The 22,504-nt window shown below is 63.9% G+C and carries 17 protein-coding genes; 11 read left to right on the forward strand and 6 right to left on the reverse strand.

Annotated elements, in window-relative coordinates:
* Positions 1-28: 28 nt before the first annotated feature.
* From zwf to edd, 3 genes are all read left to right on the forward strand, one after another.
* Positions 29-1,507: a glucose-6-phosphate dehydrogenase gene (zwf, locus tag B9A97_RS11960; protein ID WP_084365574.1), complete on the forward strand. Its 1,479-nt coding sequence runs from the start codon at positions 29-31 to the stop codon at positions 1,505-1,507.
* Between the two features lie 5 nt (positions 1,508-1,512).
* Positions 1,513-2,211, forward strand: a complete 699-nt coding sequence (pgl, locus tag B9A97_RS11965) for a 6-phosphogluconolactonase (RefSeq protein ID WP_084365575.1) — start codon at positions 1,513-1,515, stop codon at positions 2,209-2,211.
* Between the two features lie 245 nt (positions 2,212-2,456).
* Positions 2,457-4,274: a phosphogluconate dehydratase gene (gene edd, locus B9A97_RS11970; RefSeq protein WP_084365771.1), complete on the forward strand. Its 1,818-nt coding sequence runs from the start codon at positions 2,457-2,459 to the stop codon at positions 4,272-4,274.
* Here edd and B9A97_RS11975 read toward each other — a convergent pair.
* A complete protein-coding gene (locus B9A97_RS11975) occupies positions 4,268-7,198 on the reverse strand; it encodes a pentapeptide repeat-containing protein (protein ID WP_084365576.1) in 2,931 nt (976 codons plus the stop codon). The two genes, edd and B9A97_RS11975, sit on opposite strands and share 7 nt — an antisense overlap.
* A gap of 295 nt (positions 7,199-7,493) precedes the next feature.
* Between B9A97_RS11975 and B9A97_RS11980 the strand changes: the two genes are divergently transcribed.
* A complete protein-coding gene (locus B9A97_RS11980) occupies positions 7,494-8,849 on the forward strand; it encodes a metallophosphoesterase (RefSeq protein WP_084365577.1) in 1,356 nt (451 codons plus the stop codon).
* 119 nt (positions 8,850-8,968) lie between these two features.
* Here the strand turns inward: B9A97_RS11980 and B9A97_RS11985 are convergent, their stop codons facing one another.
* Together B9A97_RS11985 and B9A97_RS11990 are read right to left on the reverse strand one after the other, a co-directional pair.
* Entirely contained in the window at positions 8,969-9,976 is a 1,008-nt protein-coding gene (locus tag B9A97_RS11985) for a cytochrome d ubiquinol oxidase subunit II (protein ID WP_084365578.1), read from the reverse strand.
* 11 nt (positions 9,977-9,987) lie between these two features.
* The gene (locus B9A97_RS11990; RefSeq protein WP_084365579.1) at positions 9,988-11,340 is read right to left on the reverse strand and encodes a cytochrome ubiquinol oxidase subunit I; all 1,353 of its coding nucleotides are present in this window, start codon (positions 11,338-11,340) and stop codon (positions 9,988-9,990) included.
* 286 nt (positions 11,341-11,626) lie between these two features.
* Between B9A97_RS11990 and B9A97_RS11995 the strand changes: the two genes are divergently transcribed.
* Complete coding sequence (locus B9A97_RS11995) at positions 11,627-13,063, forward strand: amidase (protein WP_084365580.1); 1,437 nt, start codon at positions 11,627-11,629, stop codon at positions 13,061-13,063.
* A complete protein-coding gene (locus B9A97_RS12000; RefSeq protein ID WP_084365581.1) occupies positions 13,047-13,679 on the forward strand; it encodes a TetR/AcrR family transcriptional regulator in 633 nt (210 codons plus the stop codon). The genes B9A97_RS11995 and B9A97_RS12000 overlap by 17 nt, the downstream gene beginning before the upstream one ends.
* 512 nt (positions 13,680-14,191) lie before the next feature.
* Here B9A97_RS12000 and B9A97_RS12005 read toward each other — a convergent pair.
* A complete protein-coding gene (locus B9A97_RS12005; RefSeq protein WP_084365582.1) occupies positions 14,192-14,770 on the reverse strand; it encodes a TetR/AcrR family transcriptional regulator in 579 nt (192 codons plus the stop codon).
* Between the two features lie 188 nt (positions 14,771-14,958).
* Here B9A97_RS12005 and B9A97_RS12010 point away from each other — a divergent pair, with 188 nt between their 5' ends.
* The 3 genes from B9A97_RS12010 to B9A97_RS12020 are packed head-to-tail and all read left to right on the forward strand — an operon-like array spanning position 14,959 to position 18,771.
* Positions 14,959-15,471, forward strand: a complete 513-nt coding sequence (locus tag B9A97_RS12010; RefSeq protein WP_084365583.1) for a (2Fe-2S)-binding protein — start codon at positions 14,959-14,961, stop codon at positions 15,469-15,471.
* Positions 15,468-16,526, forward strand: coding sequence for an FAD binding domain-containing protein (locus B9A97_RS12015; protein WP_084365584.1), 1,059 nt, complete (start codon positions 15,468-15,470; stop codon positions 16,524-16,526). The genes B9A97_RS12010 and B9A97_RS12015 overlap by 4 nt, the downstream gene beginning before the upstream one ends.
* On the forward strand, positions 16,516-18,771 hold the full coding sequence (locus B9A97_RS12020) for a xanthine dehydrogenase family protein molybdopterin-binding subunit (RefSeq protein WP_084365585.1): 2,256 nt from the start codon (positions 16,516-16,518) through the stop codon (positions 18,769-18,771). Before B9A97_RS12015 ends, B9A97_RS12020 begins: the two co-directional genes overlap by 11 nt.
* A gap of 186 nt (positions 18,772-18,957) precedes the next feature.
* On the opposite strand, the gene B9A97_RS12025 is transcribed toward B9A97_RS12020, so the two are convergent.
* Entirely contained in the window at positions 18,958-20,196 is a 1,239-nt protein-coding gene (locus B9A97_RS12025) for an MFS transporter (RefSeq protein ID WP_084365586.1), read from the reverse strand.
* A 224-nt stretch (positions 20,197-20,420) separates the two neighbouring features.
* Here B9A97_RS12025 and B9A97_RS12030 point away from each other — a divergent pair, with 224 nt between their 5' ends.
* On the forward strand, positions 20,421-20,921 hold the full coding sequence (locus B9A97_RS12030) for a winged helix-turn-helix transcriptional regulator (RefSeq protein ID WP_084365772.1): 501 nt from the start codon (positions 20,421-20,423) through the stop codon (positions 20,919-20,921).
* Here the strand turns inward: B9A97_RS12030 and B9A97_RS12035 are convergent.
* Entirely contained in the window at positions 20,908-21,297 is a 390-nt protein-coding gene (locus B9A97_RS12035; RefSeq protein ID WP_084365587.1) for a hypothetical protein, read from the reverse strand. The two genes, B9A97_RS12030 and B9A97_RS12035, sit on opposite strands and share 14 nt — an antisense overlap.
* Positions 21,298-22,058: 761 nt before the next feature.
* On the opposite strand from B9A97_RS12035, the gene B9A97_RS12040 reads away from it, so the two are divergent.
* On the forward strand, positions 22,059-22,502 hold the full coding sequence (locus B9A97_RS12040) for a hypothetical protein (protein WP_084365588.1): 444 nt from the start codon (positions 22,059-22,061) through the stop codon (positions 22,500-22,502).
* Positions 22,503-22,504 lie beyond the last annotated feature (2 nt).

Raw genomic sequence — 22,504 nt, forward strand, 5'->3', positions numbered from 1 at the left:
CAACATTGCGGACAGGAAGACGCCCCGTATGAGCAGCCAGATCATTCCCGTGGAACCCTTTGACTATGTCGTGTTCGGCGGCACCGGCGACCTCGCAGAGCGCAAGCTCTTGCCGGCGCTGTATCACCGCCAGCTTGCCGGCCAGTTGACGGAACCGACGCGCATCATCGGCGCCTCGCGCACGCCGATGACCCATGACGAGTATCGCAAATACACCGAGGATGCGCTGAAGGAGCATCTGAAGTCTGGCGAATTCAACGAGGCCGAGGTGCAGAAATTCTGTGCCCGGGTCTATTACGTCGCCGTCGATGCCAAGGGGGATACGGGCTGGCCGCAGCTCAAGGAACTGCTTGATAGCGGCAATGGCAAGGATTGCGTGCGCGCCTTCTATCTGGCCGTTTCGCCCGCCATCTTCGGCGATATCGCCGACAAGATCCGCGAGCACAAGCTGATCACCAAGTCGACCCGCATCGTGGTGGAAAAGCCGATAGGCCGCAGCCTCGCCTCCGCGCAGGTGCTGAACGACACCATCGGCAAGGTGTTCAAGGAAGAGCAGATCTTCCGCATCGACCACTATCTGGGCAAGGAGACAGTGCAGAACCTCATGGCGCTGCGCTTTGCCAATGCGCTCTATGAGCCGCTGTGGAACTCCGCCCATATTGACCACGTGCAGATTACGGTCGCCGAGTCAGTGGGCCTTGAAGGCCGCGTGACCTATTACGACAAGGCCGGCGCCCTGCGTGACATGGTGCAGAACCATATCCTGCAGCTGCTCTGCCTCGTGGCCATGGAAGCCCCGTCCTCGATGGAAGCGGAAGCCGTCCGCGACGAGAAGCTCAAGGTTCTGCGCAGCCTGAAGCCGATCACCGATGGCGAGGTCGAAAAGCACACGGTGCGCGGCCAGTATCGCGCCGGCGCCTCGGCAGGCGGTCCGGTCACCGGCTACACCGATGAGCTCGGCAGTCCTTCCGACACCGAGACCTTCGTCGCCATCAAGGCCGAGATCAACAATTGGCGCTGGGCCGGCGTGCCGTTCTACCTGCGCACCGGCAAACGGCTGGCGACCCGCATGTCGGAAATCGTCATCTCGTTCAAGCCGATCCCGCATTCGATCTTCGGCGACAGCGCCGGCCGCATCGAGGCCAACCAGTTGGTCATCCGCCTCCAGCCGGATGAGGGCGTGAAGCAGTGGCTGATGATCAAGGATCCCGGTCCCGGCGGCATGCGCCTTCGCCATGTCTCGCTCGACATGAGCTTCGCCCAGGCCTTCGACGTGCGCAATCCCGATGCCTATGAGCGCCTGCTGATGGACGTCATCCGTTCCAACCAGACGCTGTTCATGCGCCGCGACGAAGTGGAAGCGGCGTGGAAGTGGATCGACCCGATCCTGCGCGGCTGGGAGGAAACCGGACAGCGTGCCCAGGGCTACACCTCGGGCACCTGGGGTCCGAGCCAGGCCATCGCGCTGATCGAGCGTGACGGCCGCACCTGGCACGAGATGGATTGAGGCTCATGGTATCGCACCTCAAGACATTCGATGATCGCAAGCTCCTGGCCGAAAGCCTGGCCGATGCGGTTGCCGCAACCCTTGCCGCGGCGATCGACGCCCGCGGCCAGGCGGTGCTGGCGGTTTCCGGCGGCTCGACGCCCAAGGCGTTTTTCCAGGCGCTCTCCACCCGCGCGCTGGATTGGGAAAAGGTCGCCATCACTCTGGTGGACGAGCGTTTCGTGCCGGCGGACAATCCCAGATCCAACCACCTTCTGGTGGCAGAAAACCTGTTGAAGAACGCCGCGGCAGCAGCCGAATTCGTGCCGCTCTACCATCAGGCCGAGACGGCGGAAGAAGCCGGCCGTCTCGCCACGGAGGAAACCGCCGAGCTCGGCTCGCCCTTCGATGTCGTGATCCTCGGCATGGGCAATGACGGGCACACCGCCTCCTTCTTTCCCGGCGGTGACAATCTGGAGCGGGCGCTCGATCTCGGCCTGCCGCCTGAGGTGATCGCCATGGAAGCCGAAGGTGCCGGCGAGCCGCGCCTGACCTTTACGCTCTCAGCCCTGGATGATGCCGAGCTGCTGGTGCTGCATATCGAAGGCGCCGAGAAGAAGGCGGTGCTGGACAAGGCGCTTGGCGACGGCGCCGATGCAGAGATGCCGATCCGCGCGGTGCTGCGGCATGCGTCTTCGCCGGTCTCGATCTACTGGGCGCCCTGACGCCGATGGCAGGGCCATGCCCCTGCCGAAGGCGACTAATATTTTAGCAAGTCCGGACGCAATGCCGCTGCATATGGTCAGGACCTGTTGTAGAATTGCTGCCTCGGCAGCAGGCCGGCATCCGGCCCCATGACGCCGCGAGCGGTTACGAGCCGTTCGAGGCGTTCCGATTTGGCCAGACCATGAGCGGCCCGGCAATATCCCGTTGCAAGGCTGCCCTGGTTGCAAACACCAAGGATTGTGACATGTCCGCCGACCATCGCATCGAAGCCATCACCGCCCGTCTCGTCGAGCGCTCCAAGCCGAGCCGGGAAGTCTATCTCGACCGGGTTCGCGCCGCCGTTTCCAAGGGCGTGCATCGCTCGGTGCTCTCCTGCGGCAATCTCGCCCATGGCTTTGCCGTCTGTTCCCCCGGGGACAAGGCAGCGCTTGCCGGCGACGCCGTCCCCAATCTCGGCATCATCACCTCCTACAATGACATGCTGTCGGCCCATCAGCCGTTCGAGACCTATCCGGCCATCATCCGCGAGGCGGCAGCCGCCGTCGGCGGCGTGGCCCAGGTGGCGGGCGGCGTGCCGGCCATGTGCGATGGCGTGACCCAGGGCCAGCCGGGCATGGAACTGTCGCTGTTCTCGCGCGACGTCATCGCCATGTCGGCAGCCATTGGCCTCAGCCACAACATGTTCGACGCCGCCGTCTTCCTCGGTGTGTGCGACAAGATCGTGCCGGGCCTGTTCATCGCGGCGCTCACCTTCGGGCACCTGCCCTCGGTCTTCGTACCCGCCGGGCCGATGACGACGGGCCTGCCGAATGACGAAAAGACCCGCGTGCGCCAGCTCTATGCGGAGGGCAAGGTCGGACGCGCCGAGCTGCTGGAGGCCGAATCCAAGTCCTATCACGGTCCGGGCACCTGCACCTTCTACGGCACGGCCAATTCCAACCAGATGCTGATGGAGATCATGGGCCTGCACATGCCCGGCGCCTCCTTCATCAATCCCGGCACGCCGCTGCGCGAGGCGCTGACCCGCGAGGCGACCAAGCGGGCGCTGTCGATCACCGCTCTTGGCAACGAGTTCACGCCGGTCGGCGAGATGATCGACGAGCGCTCGATCGTCAATGGCGTGGTCGGCCTGCATGCCACGGGTGGCTCCACCAACCACACGCTGCATCTCGTCGCCATGGCCCGCGCCGCCGGCATCCAGCTCACCTGGCAGGATATTTCCGATCTCTCCGACATCGTGCCGCTGCTCGCCCGCGTCTATCCGAACGGGCTTGCCGATGTGAACCACTTCCACGCCGCCGGCGGCATGGGCTTCCTGATCAAGCAGCTCCTGAAGTCAGGCTATCTGCATGACGATGTTCGCACCGTCTATGGCCAGGGGTTGGCCGCCTATGCGACCGAGGCCCGGCTTGCTGCCGATGGCACCGTCTCGCGCGAACCGGCGCCAGAAATCAGCGGCGATCCCAAGGTACTGGCCCGCGTCGAGGAGCCGTTCCAGCCGACCGGCGGCCTGAAGATGCTGACCGGCAATCTCGGCCGCGCCGTCATTAAGGTCTCCGCCGTCAAGCCGGAGCGCCATGTCATCGAGGCGCCCGCTGTGGTGTTCCACGACCAGGAAGAGCTGCAGGCCGCCTTCAAGGCCGGCAAGCTCGACCGCGATTTCGTCGCCGTCGTGCGCTTCCAGGGCCCGAAGGCCAATGGCATGCCGGAACTGCACCGCCTGACCACCCCGCTCGGCATTCTCCAGGACCGCGGCCACAAGGTGGCGCTCCTGACCGACGGCCGCATGTCCGGCGCCTCGGGTAAGGTCCCCGCCGCGATCCACCTGACCCCCGAAGCCGTCGACGCCGGCCCCATCGCCCGCATCAAGGATGGCGACATCATCCGCCTCGATGCCATATCAGGCACAATCGAAGTGCTGGCCGACGCCGCCGACTTCGCCACCCGCCTGCCCGCCAAGCCGGACCTCAGCGCCAACGAATTCGGCATGGGCCGCGAACTATTCGCCCCGCTTCGCCGGGTTGCGGGACTGGCGGACCAGGGCGCGAGCGTGCTTTATTGAGGATCGGCTGGCTCCTCCGGCTCGCTGTCCCGTCCAGCGAGCCAGAGGCGCCATTCCTCGTAAAGTTCCTCGACATCCTCGCTGGTCGACCAGTGGTCCGGGCGCGCCATGTCCGTCGGCAACTGGGTCTTGATGTTGCCGAACGCGGAATTGATTTGAATGTCGGTCACGCCTTCTGCACCCTGGAGGTCAGCGAAAACAATCAGCGAGCCGGAAAAATTTGCGCTACTGGTGTTTGCTTGGCTCAGGTCCGCCCCGCTCAGGTCCGCCCCGCTGAGGTCCGCCCTACTTAAGTCCGCCCCCCTTAAGTCCGCCCCGTTCAATAACGCGGTGTTTAGGATCGCCCAGCTCAGATCCGCCGTTACAAGGCTAGCTGTACTAAAGTCCGCTAGGATCAATTTCGAGTGAGCGAGATTAGCTCCGCTCAGGTTCGCGCCCATTATATCTCCCCCGATCAGGCATGCCCCCCTCAAGTTTGCTATGCTTAGATGCGCCCCAATCAGATTTACTCCCGTCAGAGCCAAATATGATAGATCGTTGGATTCACCGAAATCCAGATAACCGAGGCAAAGATGGTGCGCGGTCGTACGGTCATGGGTGATCTGCAGCATCTCGATCAGCCGGCGGGCGGCACTTTCATCGGGCCAGACAAGCCGAATCGCGGCTTCACCACTGCCCACGGAAATCGCGCCGGCCAGCGCATTTAGGCAGGCCAGCAGCGTCCCCGTGGCATTGCGCTGGTGGGTTTCGGCCATACGGAAACTTGCATGGCGGTCGCGATGGGCCGGCATGCCATACGCCAGCACCCAGTTCATGTATCGGGTCAGCTTCTCCTTCAGTTTGATCGCTTCATCGCCCGCCAGCAACCGCGCTTCGTCGCGCAGAAAACCAAGAATTTCCGACGTGACCGGCTGGGCGCCGAACAGCTTGACCCAGGCGGTGCAGAAATCCTCCGACTTTCTCCTGTGCTGCGCCGAAAGCGCCTGGGCCGCGCGCAGGATCGCGCAGGCGGCGAGATATTCGCCAAAGCTCTTGTGAACGAATTCAAAGCCCTGGTCGCTATCGCCAATGGCGCGGGTGTAGAATTGCAGCGCGACATTGCGCATTTGGGCAAAATCCGCCTTCTCGAACTCTTCCTCACGTTCATGGGCATGGGCGTCGCGATAGTCCTCGAAACCCTTTTTCGATCCGGTGCGGCCGCCGCCCTGCCAGATGGCAAGGGCCAGGCATTCCATCAGATGGAAGAAACCGTCTTCATCGAGACGGACACTGGAGGCATGCCCGAGAACATCTTTGCCCTTGTCGCGCTGGTGCACGCGACGGAAGATTTCGCGATAGACATGGTTGCGGTTATCCGCCGCCTTGTCGGCATCCTGCTCGGCATAGCCAGAGATGATCAGCAGGTAGAACAGCAGCGGCTCGGCCGTCAGGTCGTCCAACTGGCTGTTATTCAGCGCTTTTGCCTCGGCATCGCCAGACTGCCTCGCCGCCGCCAGCCAGCGCGCCCAGAATTGCGGACGGTCGTCTCGTCCGGCGAGACCGTCAGGATCGACGATATCCTCCTGATCCACTTTCCCACCATGAAAGCGATAACCGATCTCAAGACATTGCCGGTCCAGCACTTTCAGGGGCATAACATGCAGAATCGCCCGCAGCTTCAGGTCTGCCTCTGCCCGGGCCTCCTCGACAGCGGCGGAGCGGCCAAGCACAAGGCCGGCCGCGCGTAACCCGTTTCGGTTTAGCCGCCCGAGCAGTTCCCTGAGGTCGCGCAGGAACTTGCGGGAAACCTCTTTCGCCGCCTCATCACTGCGGCTCAGTTCATCGAGCCCGTCAAAGACAAACAGCACGGGCGACGTGCCCTCGACGTCAACCATGTCGAAGACATCGCCGCCGAGGCCGGCACCGTCGGTCCGAGGCTTGAAATAGTCCCGGATGCGGTCTTCAAGATCGCTTTTGAAGGCCATGTGCTGCAGTTCGACATAGGCCACCTGAAACCGGCCCGACATCGCCACGTCATAGGCGAAGGTGCGGGAAAACACCGTCTTGCCGCTGCCCGGAACGCCGGCAACGACGCGCAGGCAATCCCGCGCCTCACCGGCCCTGCCCCGCTTCGCCAATCCGTCAAGCCAGGCCCAGAGCGTCTCGTGCAGCCAGCCGACATGGGCGACACGGCGTGTCTTCTTCTCCAGTGACGGCGTGCGCGCTTCATCCCTCTCGCCTTCGACCGGCACCTCCTCATGGTGATTACAGCGCAGCGGCACATAGACATCCCTGAGCGTGATGCCGGTGTCCTCCTGGCCGAAAAGCGCCTTCTTGCTCAGCTTGTGATCGATCCAGGCATAGTGCCGCTGCCAGGCCTGGCGGCGCTCGACACCGGTGAATACAGGGCCGCTCAGGGCGTTGTGCACATACGCGCGGAAATCGGCGCTCTTGGCGTCCAGCCACACCTTGGCCACCGCCTCGCGCAAGGCAGTGTCCAGTTGGATCGCCAGCTTGGCCTTGTCATGGTTCTGGCCGGGCTGCAGCGCAATGGCGATGTCCCAGACATTGTCGCGCAAGGTCCTGTAAGGCGCGAGATTGGTCGGCTCTTCCAGGCATTCGGCATTGTAGGACATCGGCTGCTGCAGGACCGGCGCAAACATGTCGACCGCGCTCATCATTCGCTGCTCATCGGTCTTTCTGTCCGCGAGCTTGTTGCGCGCAACCACATCCGTGATCGCGTGCAACAGCACTGTGCGCCAAAAACGGTGCGCGGTCTGCATCTCGCTAGGCTCTTCGCGCCCAAGCGCGGCCACCGCATCGACGAAGTTATCCACCGCGCCACTCCCGTCGAATAGTAAAAGCGATCCCGCCGCCTTTATCAGCTCCAACAGCGGCTCTTTGATCTTCCAGGACGGCTTTCCAGATTCAGTCGTCAGTTCCACGGCTGCCCCCTCGTTATCTAAGGCAGGCTAGCGACGCCGTTAATCTTTGTGAAGGTTGTATCGAGGGTTCCTGCGACTATTATTTGGCGACTGGCCGCAACGCCCGCTTCGCCGCGTCGCCGGACTAGCGGATCAGGGCGTCAGCGTGCTTTATTGAGGCCGGGATGAAGCATCGGTGGCGGGGTTTGGATGTGAAACACCCCAACGCACGGACCAAAATTAGCTGTCGAGACGTCATCTTTTTGTAGCAGGCGGTGCCTAGGGGTGTGCGCATTGTTTATAGGAGATATTTGCGATGACCCTTCGCCGCCGTTCCGTCCTTCAGCTGCTAGCATCAGCCGCAATGGTGCCGCTTCTGCCTGTGAGAGCTATGACCGCAGAGCCCGGTATTGAGGCCATCATCCTGTCGGACCTGCACTCGGCCTATGAGCGCATGTCGCAGCTTTTGGCCGCCATTGAGGCGCGCGTCGTAGCCGCCTCCCGCCAGCCGCTGATCCTGTTCAATGGCGATCTGTTCGAGATCGGCAATGGGGTGGCGGCCCGTTCGGGCGGCGAGATCGACTGGGCGTTCCTCGGCGCGCTTGCCAAGCTCGCCCCCGTCGTCTTCAACATCGGCAATCACGAGCCGGATTTTGACAACGACCTCGCGCATTTCGTCGAAAAGGCCGATGCCCTCGGCATCACCGTCGTCAGCAACATCACCGACAAGCGCACATCAAAGCCTTTTGCGCCGGCCTCGGCGAAACTCACGCTGGGCGGCGTGACCGTCAATGTCGCGGCGCTCGCCACCCCGGCCATCAACACCTATCCCAAGGCGACCCGCGAGATGCTGGAGATCCCGGCACCGGTGGAATGGGCAAGCGCCAACCTGCCCTCGATCCTCACCACCGACGGCATCAATATCGTGCTCAGCCATGCCGGCGTGGTGGCCGACCGCGCCATCCTGCCTGGCCTGCCGGATGGCACGCTTGTGATCGGCGGCCATGACCACCTGACGCTCACCCATGAGCAGGGCGCCACCCGCTATGTGCATACCGGCTCCTGGGCTTCGCTGATGACGGTGGCAACGATCACCGCCCCGGGTGCTGCGGCTGATCTTCAGCGCGTGGCGGTGGAGCGGGACGCCCCGACCTCCGCCTCCCTCGATGCGCTGATCGCCGCCGTCATGGAAAAGCACCTGACGGAAGAGGATCGCGCCGTCGTTGCCCGCACGCAAAAGGCTATGACGCTGGGCGAGACCGCCCGTTTTGCCGCCGCCGCGATTGCCGCCAGAACCAAGGCCGATATCGCCTTTATCGGCCACACCTCCTTCGGCACCGGCCTTCCGGCGGGCGATGTCAGGCGGTTCGACTACAATGCGGCGCTGCGCTTTGAAGGCAAGATCATGACGGCGGAGGTGGATGCCGCCGGCCTTGCCGCCATCCTGGCGCGCTGCAACCAGGACGGCGACACGCAGCTTGACCAGCGCACCGGCGATTTCCTCTACGCCGCCCCGGCAGAGCAGCCAGCCAAGGACCGCTACGTCATTGCCTGCAACGACTGGTCGGCGATCAACCGGAAAGCCTATTTCGGCCGCGAGGATATCGCCTTCACCGAGGTCCCCGACCTCAAGCTCAAGCCGCTGGTGCTGGAAGCGCTCGGCAAGGCCTGATCGGGAACGAGCAATCCCGGCCTTTCCTTTGCCCCGCCAAGGTCGGCGATCGCCTGGGCACGTCACTCCGTCGTCATGTCAGGGCTTGACCCGAGGACGACGGAGACGATGAGCGACGCTCAATAATAACTCAGCTTCTGTACCTTGCCCCAGAAGACCCGGTAGGCAAACACGGTGTAGCCGATGATGAAGGGCAGCACGAAAAGCGCGCCGACCAGGATGATGGCGAGGCTTTCGGGGGCGGCGGCGGCATCGACGATCGTCAGCCGGTCCGGGATGAGATAGGGGTAGAAGCTGTAGGCCAGCCCCTGAAAGCCGAGGATGAACAGGGCCACGCTGCCGGCAAAGGGCACCCAGGCATAGCGGTCCTCCGGTTTCGGCAGCTTGGCCAGGGTAAAGGCCGTCAGCGCCACCAGCATCATCGCCATCAGCGGGATCGGGGCGAGCAGCAAGAGGTTCGGCAGGGTGAACCACTTGTCGAAGATCCTTGGGCTGGCGAGCGGGGTGGCGAGCGAAATCATCGCCATGCCGGCCGCCGTGCCCCAGAGCCCCCATTTCGCCCAGGCGATCGCCCGCTTCTGCAGCGCGCCTTCCGTCTTCATGATCAGCCAGGAGGCGCCGACCAGCACATAGCCGGCGACGAGGCAGAGACCTGTCAGCAGGCCGAAGGCGAAGGCCGCCAGGCCCGTCTCGAAGCCCAGGATATAGAGGCCGAGCATATAGCCCTGGGACAGCGAGGCCAGCAGCGATCCGCCAATGAAGGCGCCGTCCCACAGATGCTTGTGCTTGTCGCGGGCCTTGGCGCGGAAGTCGAAGGACACGCCGCGCAGGATCAGCCCCACCAGCATCAGCGCCGTCGGGATATAAAGCGCCGAAAGGATCTCGCCATGGGCGAGCGGGAAAGCGACGAGCAGCAGCCCGACGCCGAGGACCAGCCAGGTTTCGTTGGCATCCCAGAAGGGCCCGATCGAGGCGATCATCTGGTCCTTCTCTCCGTCATCGGCGCGCGACATCAGAATGCCGACCCCCAGGTCATAGCCGTCGAGAATGACATAGGCGAGGATCGACAGCCCCATCAGGCCGGCGAAGATGACGGCCATGGCTTCCTGATTGCTGAACAATTCCATGGGTTTTCTCCCTATTCCGCCGGGGCGAGCATGGTGGGCGCGCGGGCCGGTTCGCTGGCCTCCAGCCGGTTGCCGGCCTTGCGGGCGAGGTAGAAGATCACGCTGATGAAGGCGACGATCAGAATGGCGTAAACCGAGAGGTAGAGCGCCAGCGACGAGCCGATCATGCCGGCGCTGACATTGGTCGCCGCCGCCTGGGCCGTCGTCACCACGCCCTGCACCAGCCAGGGCTGGCGGCCGATTTCGGTCGTGTACCAGCCGGCCAGCGTCGCCACCCAGCCGGAAAATGTCATGGCGACCAGGGTGATGGCCAGCCAGTTTTGCGGCTGCCCGCGACGGCGAAGCTGCCAGGCCGCGATCCAGGAGACCGCCAGCATGGCCATGCCCATGCCGACCATCACGCGGAAGGCATAGAACACCGGCGCCACCGGCGGGTGATTGCCCTCGAAACTGTTGATCCCGCGGATTTCGCCGTTCCAGTCATGGGTCAGGATGAAGCTGGCGAGGTTCGGAATGGTGATCTCGAACAGATTTCGCCCTTCTTCTTCGCTCGGAATGGCAAAGAGCCTGAGGTCGGCGCCCTGCTCGGTCTCCCAGATGCCCTCCATCGCCGCCACCTTGGCCGGCTGGTGTTCCAGCGTGTTCAGCCCGTGCATGTCGCCGGCCAGGATCTGCAGGGGAATGAGGATCGCGGCGGTATAGACGCCGGTCTTCAGCGCCGCCATCACGCCAGGCGCCCGGTCGCCGCGCAGGTGCCGGTAGGCCGAAAGCCCGGCAACGAGGAAGGCTGCCGTGAGACCCGAGGCGAGCAGCATATGCACCAGGCGATAGGGCATGGAGGGGTTGAAGATGATCGCCCACCAGTCGGTGGCGTAGGCCACACCGTCGCGCATCTCGAAGCCTGCCGGCGTGTGCATCCAGGAATTCAGCACCAGGATCCAGAAGGCCGAGAGCGTGGTGCCGACCGCCACCAGCACGGTGGCCAGCGTATGGATGCGGTTTGGCACACGGTTGAAGCCGAACAGCATGATGCCGAGGAAGGTGGCCTCCATGAAGAAGGCGGTGAGGATCTCATAGGCCAGCAGCGGCCCGGCGATATTGCCCACCGTGTTCATGAAGCCCGGCCAATTGGTGCCGAACTGGAAGGACATGGTGATGCCCGAGACAACGCCGAGCGCGAAACACAGCGCAAAGACCTTCACGAAGAAGCGATAGGCGTCCATCCATTTATCGTCCTTCGTGGCGTTGAACCGCAACTTGAAGAACAGCAACATCCAGCCCAGCGCGATCGTCATCGTCGGGAAGAGAATGTGAAATGAAATGTTGGCCGCAAACTGAATGCGCGCCAGCATGAGGGCGTCCATAACTCCACCTTTCCTTGGTCCGCGGACGCAAACGTCCGCCGTTTCATTCGGACAAGAAAATGGGCGGCCACGGCCCCGAAAACGATTGGACGATTTGCCCTAGCGACAATTTGCGCATGGGGCGGGTCTGGAATGGCGTGGGAAGGCACACCAAGGGACGCACGTGCTGCGGTGGCGGTGGGTCTTGAAGCCCAGGTTCTCGCAACGCCGCCAAACCGGGACTTGACTTTTTTGGACGAATGAATTCCAAAAGAGAATATGCAATTCTCTTTTGGAGGCAACCGGAATGCCCGACATGGATATGCTTATGACAACGCTGGACGCGTCCGCGCTGGCGGAGCTCGTGCGTACCAAACAGATAGCGCCGACCGAGCTTATGGAAGGGGCTCTCTCCCGAATGGAGCGGCTGAACCCTTTGCTGAATGCGGTCGTATCGCTCGATGTTGACCTTGCCCGCTCAAAGGCCAAGTCTGTCGCGCAGGAGGGTATCTTTGCCGGCGTCCCTACTCTCATCAAAGACGTTCTCGCCTATCCGGGATTGCCGCTCAGCATGGGCGGCGACTTCCTTCCGCCATTCAAGGTTCCCATGGGTTCGCCCTATACCGACGCGTTGGACGCGTCAGGTCTTGTGGTTGTCGGCAAGAGTGCGACGTCCGAACTCGGTCTGCTGGGCACCACGGAGTCTGTCTGCCGCCCTCCCGTCGCCAATCCCTGGAACCTCAGGCTATCGGCCGGCGGTTCCTCGGGCGGCGCAGTTGCCGCGGTTGCTTCGGGCATGGTTCCGATAGCCCACGCCTCGGACGGGGGTGGTTCGATTCGGGGACCATCGTCCTTCTGTGGGCTGTTCGGGTTCAAGCCCAGCCGGGGACGCACCGTATCGAACGGCCTCCCGGAAGACATGCCCATGGCGCAGCTTCTGAGCGAGCATTGTGTCACGCGTTCGGTGCGCGACAGCTTCAGCTGGTTGCAAATGACCGAGCGCAGCAGTTGGCAAATGAAGTTGCCCACCCAGGACGCCATCAAGAAGAGGCATCACCGGCTTCGGATTGGTTTTCACACCACGAGCAGTTCTGGCCTCTCGCCGGAGCAAGATGCAAAGGACGCAGTCTTGACCGCCGTCAGGGCGTGTGAGGCTCTTGGCCATTCTGTCGTAGACGTCACTCCTCCCGGTGTGGATATGGATGCTGCGGCAAAAGCGTTTTTTGCTCTGGGTGGGGCCTCGGTTTCCAACGCGCTAGACTATTTCCGGTCTATATTTGGCGACGCGTTTGCCGATGATAAACTGGAGAGGTACACGAAGGCGCTGGCGAGCCACGGCCGAGGGGTGGATGTATCCGCGCTGGACGCCGCGTCTCAGACGCTGCGGCGGGTTGCGCACGATCTCGACGCGGCGATCTCTGGCTATGATGTTCTTTTGTGCCCCACTGTCCCGTTCCCGGCTTTCGAACTGGGCAAATTCACTGGCGACAAGGACTTCGAGGCGCTCAACGCCTTTATCGCAAGCGTGGCCCAATACACATTCCCCGCTTCTGTCGCGGGTTGGCCCGCCATGTCTGTTCCGCTATTCTGGAATGAAGACGGCTTACCGATGGGGTGCCATTTTGCTGCGGGCCACGGTCAAGACGACGTTCTTCTCTCGCTTGCCTTCGAATTGGAAGAGGCACTTCCTTGGCAGCCGCGTTTGAAGCAACTGATGGACCGACTTGATGCCGCAGCGCCTTAAAGAAGAAGTTCGAGCAAGGATATTGACTGCCGGCGCGACGATCTTCGCTAAGAAGGGCTACGAGGTCGCCACTCTGGCAGAGGTCGCCAACGCGTGCGGCATGGCGACCAGCAATATCTATAAGTATTATCCGAACAAGAATGCGCTGCTGGATGCGATCGTCACGCCCTCACTTGCAGCGCGCCTTCTTCGCCTGATGCGCAGAAGGGTTCGAGAACTGACCAATTTTGAAGCCTGGTCTTCGGCGCAAAACCGGCAATCGACGGCTGCCGCAGACCTGTTGTCATTTTGGATTGATCATCGATTGCAGGTCTTGATCCTGTTCAGGCCCGTTGATGGAACCCGATTCAGCAAGGTTCGCCCGCGATTTGTTTATGAGATGGAGCGGCTGGCAATCGAGCTGGTCATGCGCACCAGAGGACCGGGCGCGGTGACGCCGGAGTCCCGTTTTGTGCTCAGGACCCTGTTCGCAAACACCGCTGACATGATCGTCGCCATACTCGATCATTTTGAAGATCCTGACAGCATTCGAAGCGCCTTCGCCGCGTTCTGGACCTATCAGCTCGCCGGCCTGCAGGAACTGCTGGACGCGAGATCGGCTCCAACCGCCAACTAAAGCATGTCTCCCAAAAGTAGGCCCCGGTTTTGGGACAAAGACATGTGAAACGAAAGTCTACAGCAGGGCGTATTTCTCCGAATCAACCCGACCTGCCGTAGCGCGGGTCCGCCGCTCTGCGCCTGAGGAGATGTCCCTGGGACACGAAATCAAGCGCAAAGCGCCCCCAGACTGCTGACAAACCATCAGTTCAGCAACGTGTATGTTATCCGTAGCCCGCAAACTTATCCGTCATGCCGGCCCCCGAGCCGGTATCTAGTGCGATCAAGTCCTTGATCGCGATAGACTCCTTTCACGGCGCAGACGCGCCGTCGCTGGATCCCGGCCTTCGCCGGAATGACGGGACTTTAGAGGTCCCCGCCGAGACAACACCTTTGCAATTCTTCCTCCGTCATGGTCGGGCTTGACCTGACCATCCATAACTCCTTGAAATTTATGGATCTCGTCTCAAGGCCGAGGATGACCGGAGGAGAATACAGGCTTTGTCATCACGCTGAGGGCGAAAAGCGCCCTCACCGCACCCTCAACCCATCCACAAACACATCCACCATGCGCATCACGGCCGGCTGCCAGTTGGCGGGTCCCTGGGCGTATAAGATCCCGAACAGCGTGTTGAGCAGTTCGTCGGCGGGGATGTCGGCGCGCAGCGTGCCGGCCTCCGCGCCGTGGGTCATCAGCTGGGCGACGGCGGCGACCATGCGTTGGTAGGTATAGGCTTTCAGTTCTGACGAGCCGTGGGCGGCGAGCTGCAGCGCCTCGATCATGCCCTTCTTGGTGGCCACGAGGCGGATGGTGGCGTGCAGCCAGGTGCGCAGCGCATCCACCGGTTCCTTGTCCCTCACCAGCCGTTCGGCAAGCTCGGCCAGAAGCTCCACCTCGTGGCGATAGACCGCCTCGAACAGTGCCTCGCGGGTGGGGAAATGCCGGTAGAGCGTGCCGATGCCCACGCCCGCCTGTCGGGCCACGGCCTCCAGGCTCGCCTGCGGTCCGCCGGCGGAGAAGATCGCGGTCGCCGCTTCCAGCAGCCGTTCCCGGTTCTTGATGGAATCCGCGCGCGGCTTGCGGCTTGTTTTTTGCTTCTCCGGTTCCATCTTCAAAAACTGCCACTGCCCACTTGCTAAACGGAGGCACCCTCCGTATATTAGTTGAAGACCGCCCCGTTGCAAGGGAGATGCCTGGCGGTCCGATTGCATCATCAAGACCATCATTCCGCCGTTTGCCGGGCTTGCCGCCCGCTCGGCCCGATCCTTACATCACATCACCTGAATGGAGTATCCCCATGACACTCTCCATCAGCCTCACCATCAACGGTCATCGCCAAGACATTGCGATCGACGACCCGCGCGTGACGCTGCTCGACCTCCTGCGCGAGCGGCTTGACCTCACGGGCACGAAAAAGGGCTGCGACCGCGGCCAGTGCGGTGCCTGCACCGTACTCGTGGATGGACGGCGTATCAATTCCTGTCTCAGCCTGGCGGCCACCTTGGACGGCGCCGCCATCACCACCATCGAGGGCCTGGTCGAGCATGATGTGCTGCATCCGGTGCAGGCCGCCTTCATCGCCTGCGACGGCTTCCAGTGCGGCTATTGCACGCCGGGCCAGATCATGAGCGCCGTCGGCCTGATTTCCGAAGGCCATGCCGGCGACGATGCGGAGCGGGTGCGCGAACTGATGAGCGGCAATCTCTGTCGGTGCGGCGCCTATCAGGGCATCACCCAGGCGGTGCTCGAGGCGCAGAAAGTGATGGCCGGCAATCCGGCAGCCGATATCAGCGGAAGGAGTGCGGCATGAACCGGTTCGATTTCATCCGGCCCAAAACCGTGGCGGAAGCCGTGGCCGCGGCCGCCGAGCCGGGCTCGGCCTTCCTCGCCGCCGGCACCAATCTCGTTGATCTCATGAAGATCGGCGCATCGCGGCCTGAGCGCCTGATCGATCTCAACGGCCTTGAGGGCCTTGACCAGATCGAATGGCGTGCCGATGGCGGTGTGCGTATCGGCGCCATGGTCCGTAATGCCGATCTCGCCTATGACGCGCGCTTCGCCAAGGCCTTTCCGGCGGTCGCCGAAGCCCTGTTGTCCGGCGCCTCGGCGCAGCTGCGCAATGCCGCGACCGTCGGCGGCAACCTGATGCAGCGCACCCGTTGCGCCTATTTCCAGGATCCCGCCAGCGCCTGCAATCGCCGCAATCCCGGCGCCGGCTGCGACGCCAAGGACGGCCTCAACCGCATGCATGCGGTCATCGGCTGGTCGGAGAGCTGCATCGCCACCCACCCCTCGGACTTCTGCGTGCCGCTGGTGGCGTTCGATGCCGTGGTCGAGGTGGAGGGGCTTCAAGGCCGGCGGGAGATCCCGCTCGATGCCCTACACCGGCTGCCCGGCGACACGCCGCATCTGGAAACGGCGCTTGCCCCCGGCGAGATGATCGTCGCGCTGCGGCTTCCCGCTGAGGCCGCCGGCTTTGCCACCCATGCCCGCTATCTCAAGCTGCGGGAGCGCACATCCTATGCCTTTGCCGTGGTATCGGCAGCGGCAGCGCTGCAGGTCAAGGATGGCGTCATCTCCGCGGCCCGGCTGTCGCTCGGTGCCGTTGCGGCCAAACCCTGGCGCGCGCGGGAGGCCGAGGCCGCTCTCGTCGGCCAGCCGCCGACAGCGGAGGCCTTTGCCCGCGCGGCGGATCTCGCGCTCGCGGATGCCAGACCCTCGGGCGACAATGCCCACAAGATCGAGCTGGCGCGCCGCATTCTGGTGCGCGCGCTGTCGCTCGCCGCGGAAGGCACGCCGGACACCATGCCGGCGCTGCCCGCCTCCCCCTTCTCCAGCCATCCGGGAGCAAGCCATGTCGCCTGACGCTCAACCGATCAGCACCACCCGCTACGGCTCCAATGCCGGCCAGCCGCTCACCCGCCGCGATGGCCTGCTCAAGGTCACCGGCCGCGCCACCTATGCCGCCGACAATCACCCCGAAGGCATGCTCTATGCCGTCTATGCCGGCGCCACCATTGCCCGCGGCCGTGTCACCTCGCTCGATGTCGCGGCGGCGAAGGCCCATCCCGGCGTGATCGAAGTCTGGACGCCGGACAACCGGCCGCCGCTTTCCCATGATCCCGATGCCAAGCTGCCGCCCTTCGGCTTCCGCATCGAGGCGCTGCAGAGCGACCGGGTGCGCTATGCCAACCAGCCGATCGCGCTGGTGATCGCCGAAACGCTGGAGGCGGCGACGGAGGGCGCCGCCCTCCTCCATCCACAATACGAGGTCGATGAGGCCCGCACCGAGCTCGACAATGGCCAGATGTTCGATCCGCCCTCGGTCGGCGTCGGCGGTCAGCCGCGCAGTGCCTTCGGCGATGTCGAGGCGGGGCTGAAGGCCGCCACCGTTGCCATCGAGGCGGAATATGAGACGCCGGCGCAATATCACAATGCCATGGAGCCCCATGCGGTGGTCGCGGTGTGGGAGGGCGACAAGCTGACGCTCGACATGCCCAATCAGGCGCTGGTCATGAGTTGCGGCCTCTATGCCAGCTATTTCGGCATCCCGCCGGAAAATGTGGTGATCCGCTCGCCCTTCCTCGGCGGCGGCTTCGGCTCCAAGGCCATCATCAACGGCCCGCAGATCCTCGGCATCCTCGCCGCCCGCGCGCTCAAGCGCCCGGTCAAGCTGGTGCTGACCCGAGCGCAGATGTATGGCCCGGTCGGTCATCGCGGCCGCACCTGGCAGACGCTGCGCATGGGGGCGGATGCGGAGGGCCGGCTGACGGCCCTGCATCACAGCGCCATCTCCGCCACGTCTAGCCATGACGACTTCCTGGAGCCGGCGGCCAATGCCTCCACCCATCTCTATGCCAGCCCGGCCATCCTGTCGGAGCATCGCGGCCTGCGGCTCGATATCGGCACACCCGGCCCGATGCGCGCGCCCGGCGAGGCCTCCGGTTCGGCAGCGCTCGAAATCGCCGTGGACGAGCTGGCGGAAGCCTGCGGCGTCGATCCGCTGGAGTTTCGCCTCAAGAACTACGCCGAGACCGAGCCCGGCAGCGGCCGCCCCTATTCCTCCAAGGCGCTGCGAGAGTGTTATGCCGAAGGTGCCCGCCGCTTCGGCTGGGCATCGCGGCCGCTCCAACCCAGGATGATGCGCGATGCCGATGGCTTCCTGGTCGGCTGGGGCATGGGCACGGCGCTCTTTCCCTGCCCGATGTTCCCGGCGGAAGCCCGGGCGACGATCCGCGCTCATGGCAAGGCGCTGATCGAAACGGCCGGCGCCGACATGGGCCAGGGCGCCTGGACGGCGCTAGCCCAGATCGGGGCGGAGGCGCTGGGGCTCGCTCCCGATGATGTCGAGTTCCATTCCGGCCTTTCGACCCTGCCGGATGGCGGCATTGCCGGCGGCTCCGGCCACACGGCAAGCGCCGGTGCTGCCCTGGCCGGTGCCGGCAAGGACGCGATCGCGAGGCTCACCGACCTCGCCACATCAGATCCCGCCTCGCCGCTGTATGGTGCCGGCAATATCGGCGTCGTCGCCCGGGGTGGCCGGCTTCACCGGCGCGACGATGACAGCCGCAGCGAAAGCTATGGCGAGATCCTCGCCCGCGCCGGCGGCCAGGATATCGTCGGCACGGCGCAATCCGCGCGCGATCCGGCAGCGGCCGCGTCCCATGCCATGTATTCGCACGGCGCAGTGTTTGCCGAGGTGAAGATCGATCCGACGCTCGGCCAGATCAGGACGACGCGGATGGTCGGCGCCTTTGCCGCGGGCCGGATCATCAATCCCCGGCTGGTCGAGAGCCAGTATTTCGGGGGCATGATCTGGGGCGCGTCGTTTGCCCTGCATGAGGAGGCGCTGCATGATCCCCGCACCGGGCGCATCATGAATGCCGATCTCGCGGAGTATCACGTGCCCGTCAATGCCGACATCCCCTCGCTCGAGGCCATCCTGATCCCGGAAGATGACGCTTACGTCAATTCCATCGGCGTCAAGGGCGTGGGCGAAATCGGCATCACCGGCACGGTCGGCGCCATCGCCAATGCCATCTGGCACGCCACCGGCGTCCGGGTCCGCAAGTTCCCGATCCGCATCGAGGATATTCTCGGCGGCTTGTGAGGGTTGGGAATCGTCCTGGCGGGTGGACGGCGAAGCCCCAAACTCACCGTCATGCCGGACTTGATCCGGCATCTAGCGCGATCAAGTCCTTGATCGCATCAAGACTCTTCCCACGGCGCAGACGCGCCGTGGCTGGATTCCGGCCTTCGCCGGAATGACGGAGAAGGGTGTACGCACCAGCCCTCATCACCTCGCCATACCCGCGGCCGGTGGCGCCGCCATCTCCCCATCCGCCCGCTTCGGCGGAAAGGCCAGGGCCATGGCGGCGGCGCCTAAGCCCACGGCGGCGGAGGCGATGTAGAGCCATTGATAGCTGCCATAGGTGTCGTAGAGCCAGCCGCCGCCCACCGGGCCGAAGGCCATGCCGATGCACGAGGTCATGGCGGCCGCACCCAGCACCGTGCCCATCACATGGGGGCCGAAATAGTCGCGCGCCAGCACCGCATAGAGCGGCATCACGCCGCCATAGGCCATGCCCAGCACCACGGCCAGCATGTAGAACTCCGTCAGTTCCGCCACATGCACATAGGTGTAGATGCCTATGGCCTGCAGAACCAGCCCCGCCACCAGCACCCGGCGCACGCCGAGCCGGTCTGCCGCCACGCCAAAGGCCAGCCGTCCGAAAAGGCCGGCCACGCCCTCCACGCTATAGATGCTGGCGGCGGCAAGCGGCGTCGCGCCGCAGATCATGGCGTAGCTCACAGTGTGAAAGATCGGGCCGGAATGGGCCGCGCAGCACAGAAAGAAGGTGCCGGCCAGCACGAAAAATTGCGGGGTGGCGAGCGCCGCAAACCGGCCCTTTGGCGGGGTTGCGGCCTCATGCTCGGCCATCCCGGCATCGGTCGCCATTGCGCTCTCGACCGCCGGCGCACGGCGGATCAGCATCGCCGCAGGCACCAGCAACACGCCGGCGGCGATACCAGTCATCATCATGGCGCTGCGCCAGCCATAGGCTTCGATCAGCACCGTCGCGAGCGGGGTCACCACCATCGGCGCCACGCCCGTGCCGAGCGAGACCAGCGATACGGCGAGGCTTCGGTTCCGGTCGAACCAGCCGATGGTGGCCGCCATGATCGGTGCGAAAAACGCGCCGCCCGAGGCGCCCACCAGTCCGCCATAGGCGATCTGGAACAAGAGCAGGTCCCGCGAGCGGCTGGCGATCAGAAGGCCGGTGACCAGCAAGGCGGCGGCCACCAGCACAACAGGCCTTGCGCCGATGCGGTCGCTCAGCGTGCCCCAGACGAAGCCCGCCACGCCCATCACGAGAAAGCCGACCGTCATGGCCGCCGAAATGCCCGCCCGCGTCCAGCCGGTCTCGTCGGCGATCGGTTGAAGATACACGGGTAGCGAAAACATCGCCCCCATCGCCACGCAGGTGATCAGCGCCCCCGCTGCCACCACCACCCATCCATAATGCCGTTCCATATGCGCCTCTCCTCGTCACATCATGGCTTCCATCCCTCATTGACGAAGGACGGCTGGAGATTTCGACAGGGCGGTCAAGATTTTTCGCCGCCCTCCCAACAGGTCACAAAACCACTTGTATTTTGCAATTGGTAAGTCGTAGCCAATCCGCTTGCAGATTGCAAGATGCCTTGCTATCCGACATGCCAGAAATAGAGCGGGTTCGCATGCAGGGGGATGACATCATGGAGCAGAGGTCGGGATGCCCGATCAACCTCGCCGTCGAGGTCCTGGGCGATCGCTGGAGCCTCGTGGTGCTGCGCGACATGATGTTCGGCAATTTCCGCACCTATGGCGAGCTGCATGGCAATTCCCTTGAAGGCATCGCCACGAACATCCTGGCAAACCGGCTGAAGCGCCTGGTCGAGGAAGGGCTGATTACGGCCTCGGCGGATGCCACCCACAAGCAGCGGATCATCTACAGCCTGACGGACAAGGCCATCGCGCTGGTGCCGATCATGGTGCAGCTCGGCGCCTGGGGCACGCGCTTCCTGCCGGTCGCGCCGGAGCTTGCCGCCCGTGCGGTGGCGCTGGAGCACGGCGGTCCGCAGATGTGGTCAGACTTCATGGATGAGCTGCGCCACCTCCATCTCGGCGCGCCACCGCCCGCCCGCTCGGTGCTGGCAGAACTCGATGCGGCCTTCCGCCAGGCGGAGCAGACCGCCGGACGTCCTACATCAGGGTAACGTTGATATAGTTGCGGTAAACGTCAATACACACATCCGGCGTGCCATTGACGATGGCATTGCGCACCGAGCGATCCATCGAGCCACGCTTCAGCATCTGTTCGAGCCTTGCACGGTTGGCCTTGCTGCTGAAGGTTGAGTCGTTCTCGTCGCCGGGATCGCGCACCCCGAACTGGTGGTAGTTGGCGCGGTCTTGGCGGATGATGGCCGCGGCGTCCCGCAGTTCGTAGCCATCGGAGGCGTGGTGGTCGTCCTCGCTCAGCGTCGCGCAATAGCTTTCGATCGGGTCCGCCGCCGTCTGGGCGATGGCAAGCGTGGATGCGGTGCCGGTCAGCAGAAGGCTGGCGAGAGTCACGGTAAACAGGCGTATTTTCATAGGGGCCTCCCGAGAGTGATGGTCGAACTAAGCATATCGGCGAAAGCCCGTCGATGGCGTTTCAAAAATAGTCCTGCAACGCGGGCTGCGCCCTTCAGCACGGCGCGCTGAAAAGGACCTTGCCGAGGAAAGGCCCGGCCACCCACGCATGGCCTTCCCCCTCCCGGGTTGCAGCCAGGCGGGCAAGACATGCAGCCGCTCGCCAGAAAATCCGCCGCCTCCCCTTCGCCAAGGCACTGATTTTCCTGATCCAGCACGCATCAAAGGCGCGCATTGGCCGCAGCCGTCATCCCCGCCGTCGTCGGCCGCGCCATACTGTGCCCGTCCCGCCGCGGATACACCGGAGATGCGTTGCCGGCGAGGCGGGGCCGGTGCCCTGGAAGTCAGGTCGAAACGCGGACCGGGTTTTGAGGGGCTGTGCAGAAAATGGTCTCCCTCTCGCAGTTATCTGCGGGGCGTGCCTGTGAGGCACACATGATTGGACCGGCAGCTGGTCGCGCAAGCGGCCTTTCGTGACGCGGCAGGCCCGGAAACGGACCCACCCGCCTCACCCTGGAAAAGGTGCCGTCATCCGCGCAGAGAGACCGAAGTTGCACGGCAAAAGACACCGAACGGGACACGGCTTCGTGTCACTTTACTATTCACTCACAGGCATGAGGACGTGTCCCGGCCGCGAGTTCAGGGCCTTCGCGCCCACCGGCATGATCACAACACGGGGCAACCGCCCGCGTGATCGCGAAACCGTGCAAGGGAGAATGCGCATGACCGAAACCGAGCCTGACCTTCGCGAGCGCCTGGCGCGGCAGCATTATGAACGTTATTGGCGCAGCGTCGCAACGCTGAACGATTACCCATCGGTCTGCCACACGCGGCGATGCCGGCGCATGATGGCCTGCGAAGGCGTGATGGTGACGAGCGAGTATCAAAGGCCGGCCATGAAGGAGCGGGAAACCCTGGGCCTGCCTCCCGACACCGTTGCATGGCTGCCCGCCTGCCTGGCGCATGACGATCCCGAATATTTCGAGCTGATGCAGGACTGCGAGCGCTGGCTGCGCGAGGTCATGCGTGATGTTGGGGGCCTGATCCTGCCCCGCTTCGAATGCATGGACCCGCCGCGACAAACGCTGCCGGCCGGTCGCAAGCGCCGGCCGGAGGCTCGCTATTTCAAGCTGATCCTGGGCAACAGGGGCCTGATTGAGTTTTGACC

Source organism: Rhizobium sp. RU36D (genome assembly GCF_900176345.1).
Classification (GTDB): domain Bacteria; phylum Pseudomonadota; class Alphaproteobacteria; order Rhizobiales; family Rhizobiaceae; genus Allorhizobium.

Bases quoted from the DNA above. Each gene is read 5' to 3' on its own strand.
- zwf (WP_084365574.1), top strand. From the start codon at position 29: ATGAGCAGCCAGATCATTCCCGTGGAACCCTTTGACTATGTCGTGTTC.
- pgl (WP_084365575.1), top strand. From the start codon at position 1,513: ATGGTATCGCACCTCAAGACATTCGATGATCGCAAGCTCCTGGCCGAA.
- edd (WP_084365771.1), top strand. From the start codon at position 2,457: ATGTCCGCCGACCATCGCATCGAAGCCATCACCGCCCGTCTCGTCGAG.
- B9A97_RS11980 (WP_084365577.1), top strand. From the start codon at position 7,494: ATGACCCTTCGCCGCCGTTCCGTCCTTCAGCTGCTAGCATCAGCCGCA.
- B9A97_RS11985 (WP_084365578.1), bottom strand. From the start codon at position 9,976: ATGGAATTGTTCAGCAATCAGGAAGCCATGGCCGTCATCTTCGCCGGC.
- B9A97_RS11990 (WP_084365579.1), bottom strand. From the start codon at position 11,340: ATGGACGCCCTCATGCTGGCGCGCATTCAGTTTGCGGCCAACATTTCA.
- B9A97_RS11995 (WP_084365580.1), top strand. From the start codon at position 11,627: ATGCCCGACATGGATATGCTTATGACAACGCTGGACGCGTCCGCGCTG.
- B9A97_RS12000 (WP_084365581.1), top strand. From the start codon at position 13,047: ATGCCGCAGCGCCTTAAAGAAGAAGTTCGAGCAAGGATATTGACTGCC.
- B9A97_RS12005 (WP_084365582.1), bottom strand. From the start codon at position 14,770: ATGGAACCGGAGAAGCAAAAAACAAGCCGCAAGCCGCGCGCGGATTCC.
- B9A97_RS12010 (WP_084365583.1), top strand. From the start codon at position 14,959: ATGACACTCTCCATCAGCCTCACCATCAACGGTCATCGCCAAGACATT.
- B9A97_RS12015 (WP_084365584.1), top strand. From the start codon at position 15,468: ATGAACCGGTTCGATTTCATCCGGCCCAAAACCGTGGCGGAAGCCGTG.
- B9A97_RS12020 (WP_084365585.1), top strand. From the start codon at position 16,516: ATGTCGCCTGACGCTCAACCGATCAGCACCACCCGCTACGGCTCCAAT.
- B9A97_RS12025 (WP_084365586.1), bottom strand. From the start codon at position 20,196: ATGGAACGGCATTATGGATGGGTGGTGGTGGCAGCGGGGGCGCTGATC.
- B9A97_RS12030 (WP_084365772.1), top strand. From the start codon at position 20,421: ATGGAGCAGAGGTCGGGATGCCCGATCAACCTCGCCGTCGAGGTCCTG.
- B9A97_RS12035 (WP_084365587.1), bottom strand. From the start codon at position 21,297: ATGAAAATACGCCTGTTTACCGTGACTCTCGCCAGCCTTCTGCTGACC.
- B9A97_RS12040 (WP_084365588.1), top strand. From the start codon at position 22,059: ATGACCGAAACCGAGCCTGACCTTCGCGAGCGCCTGGCGCGGCAGCAT.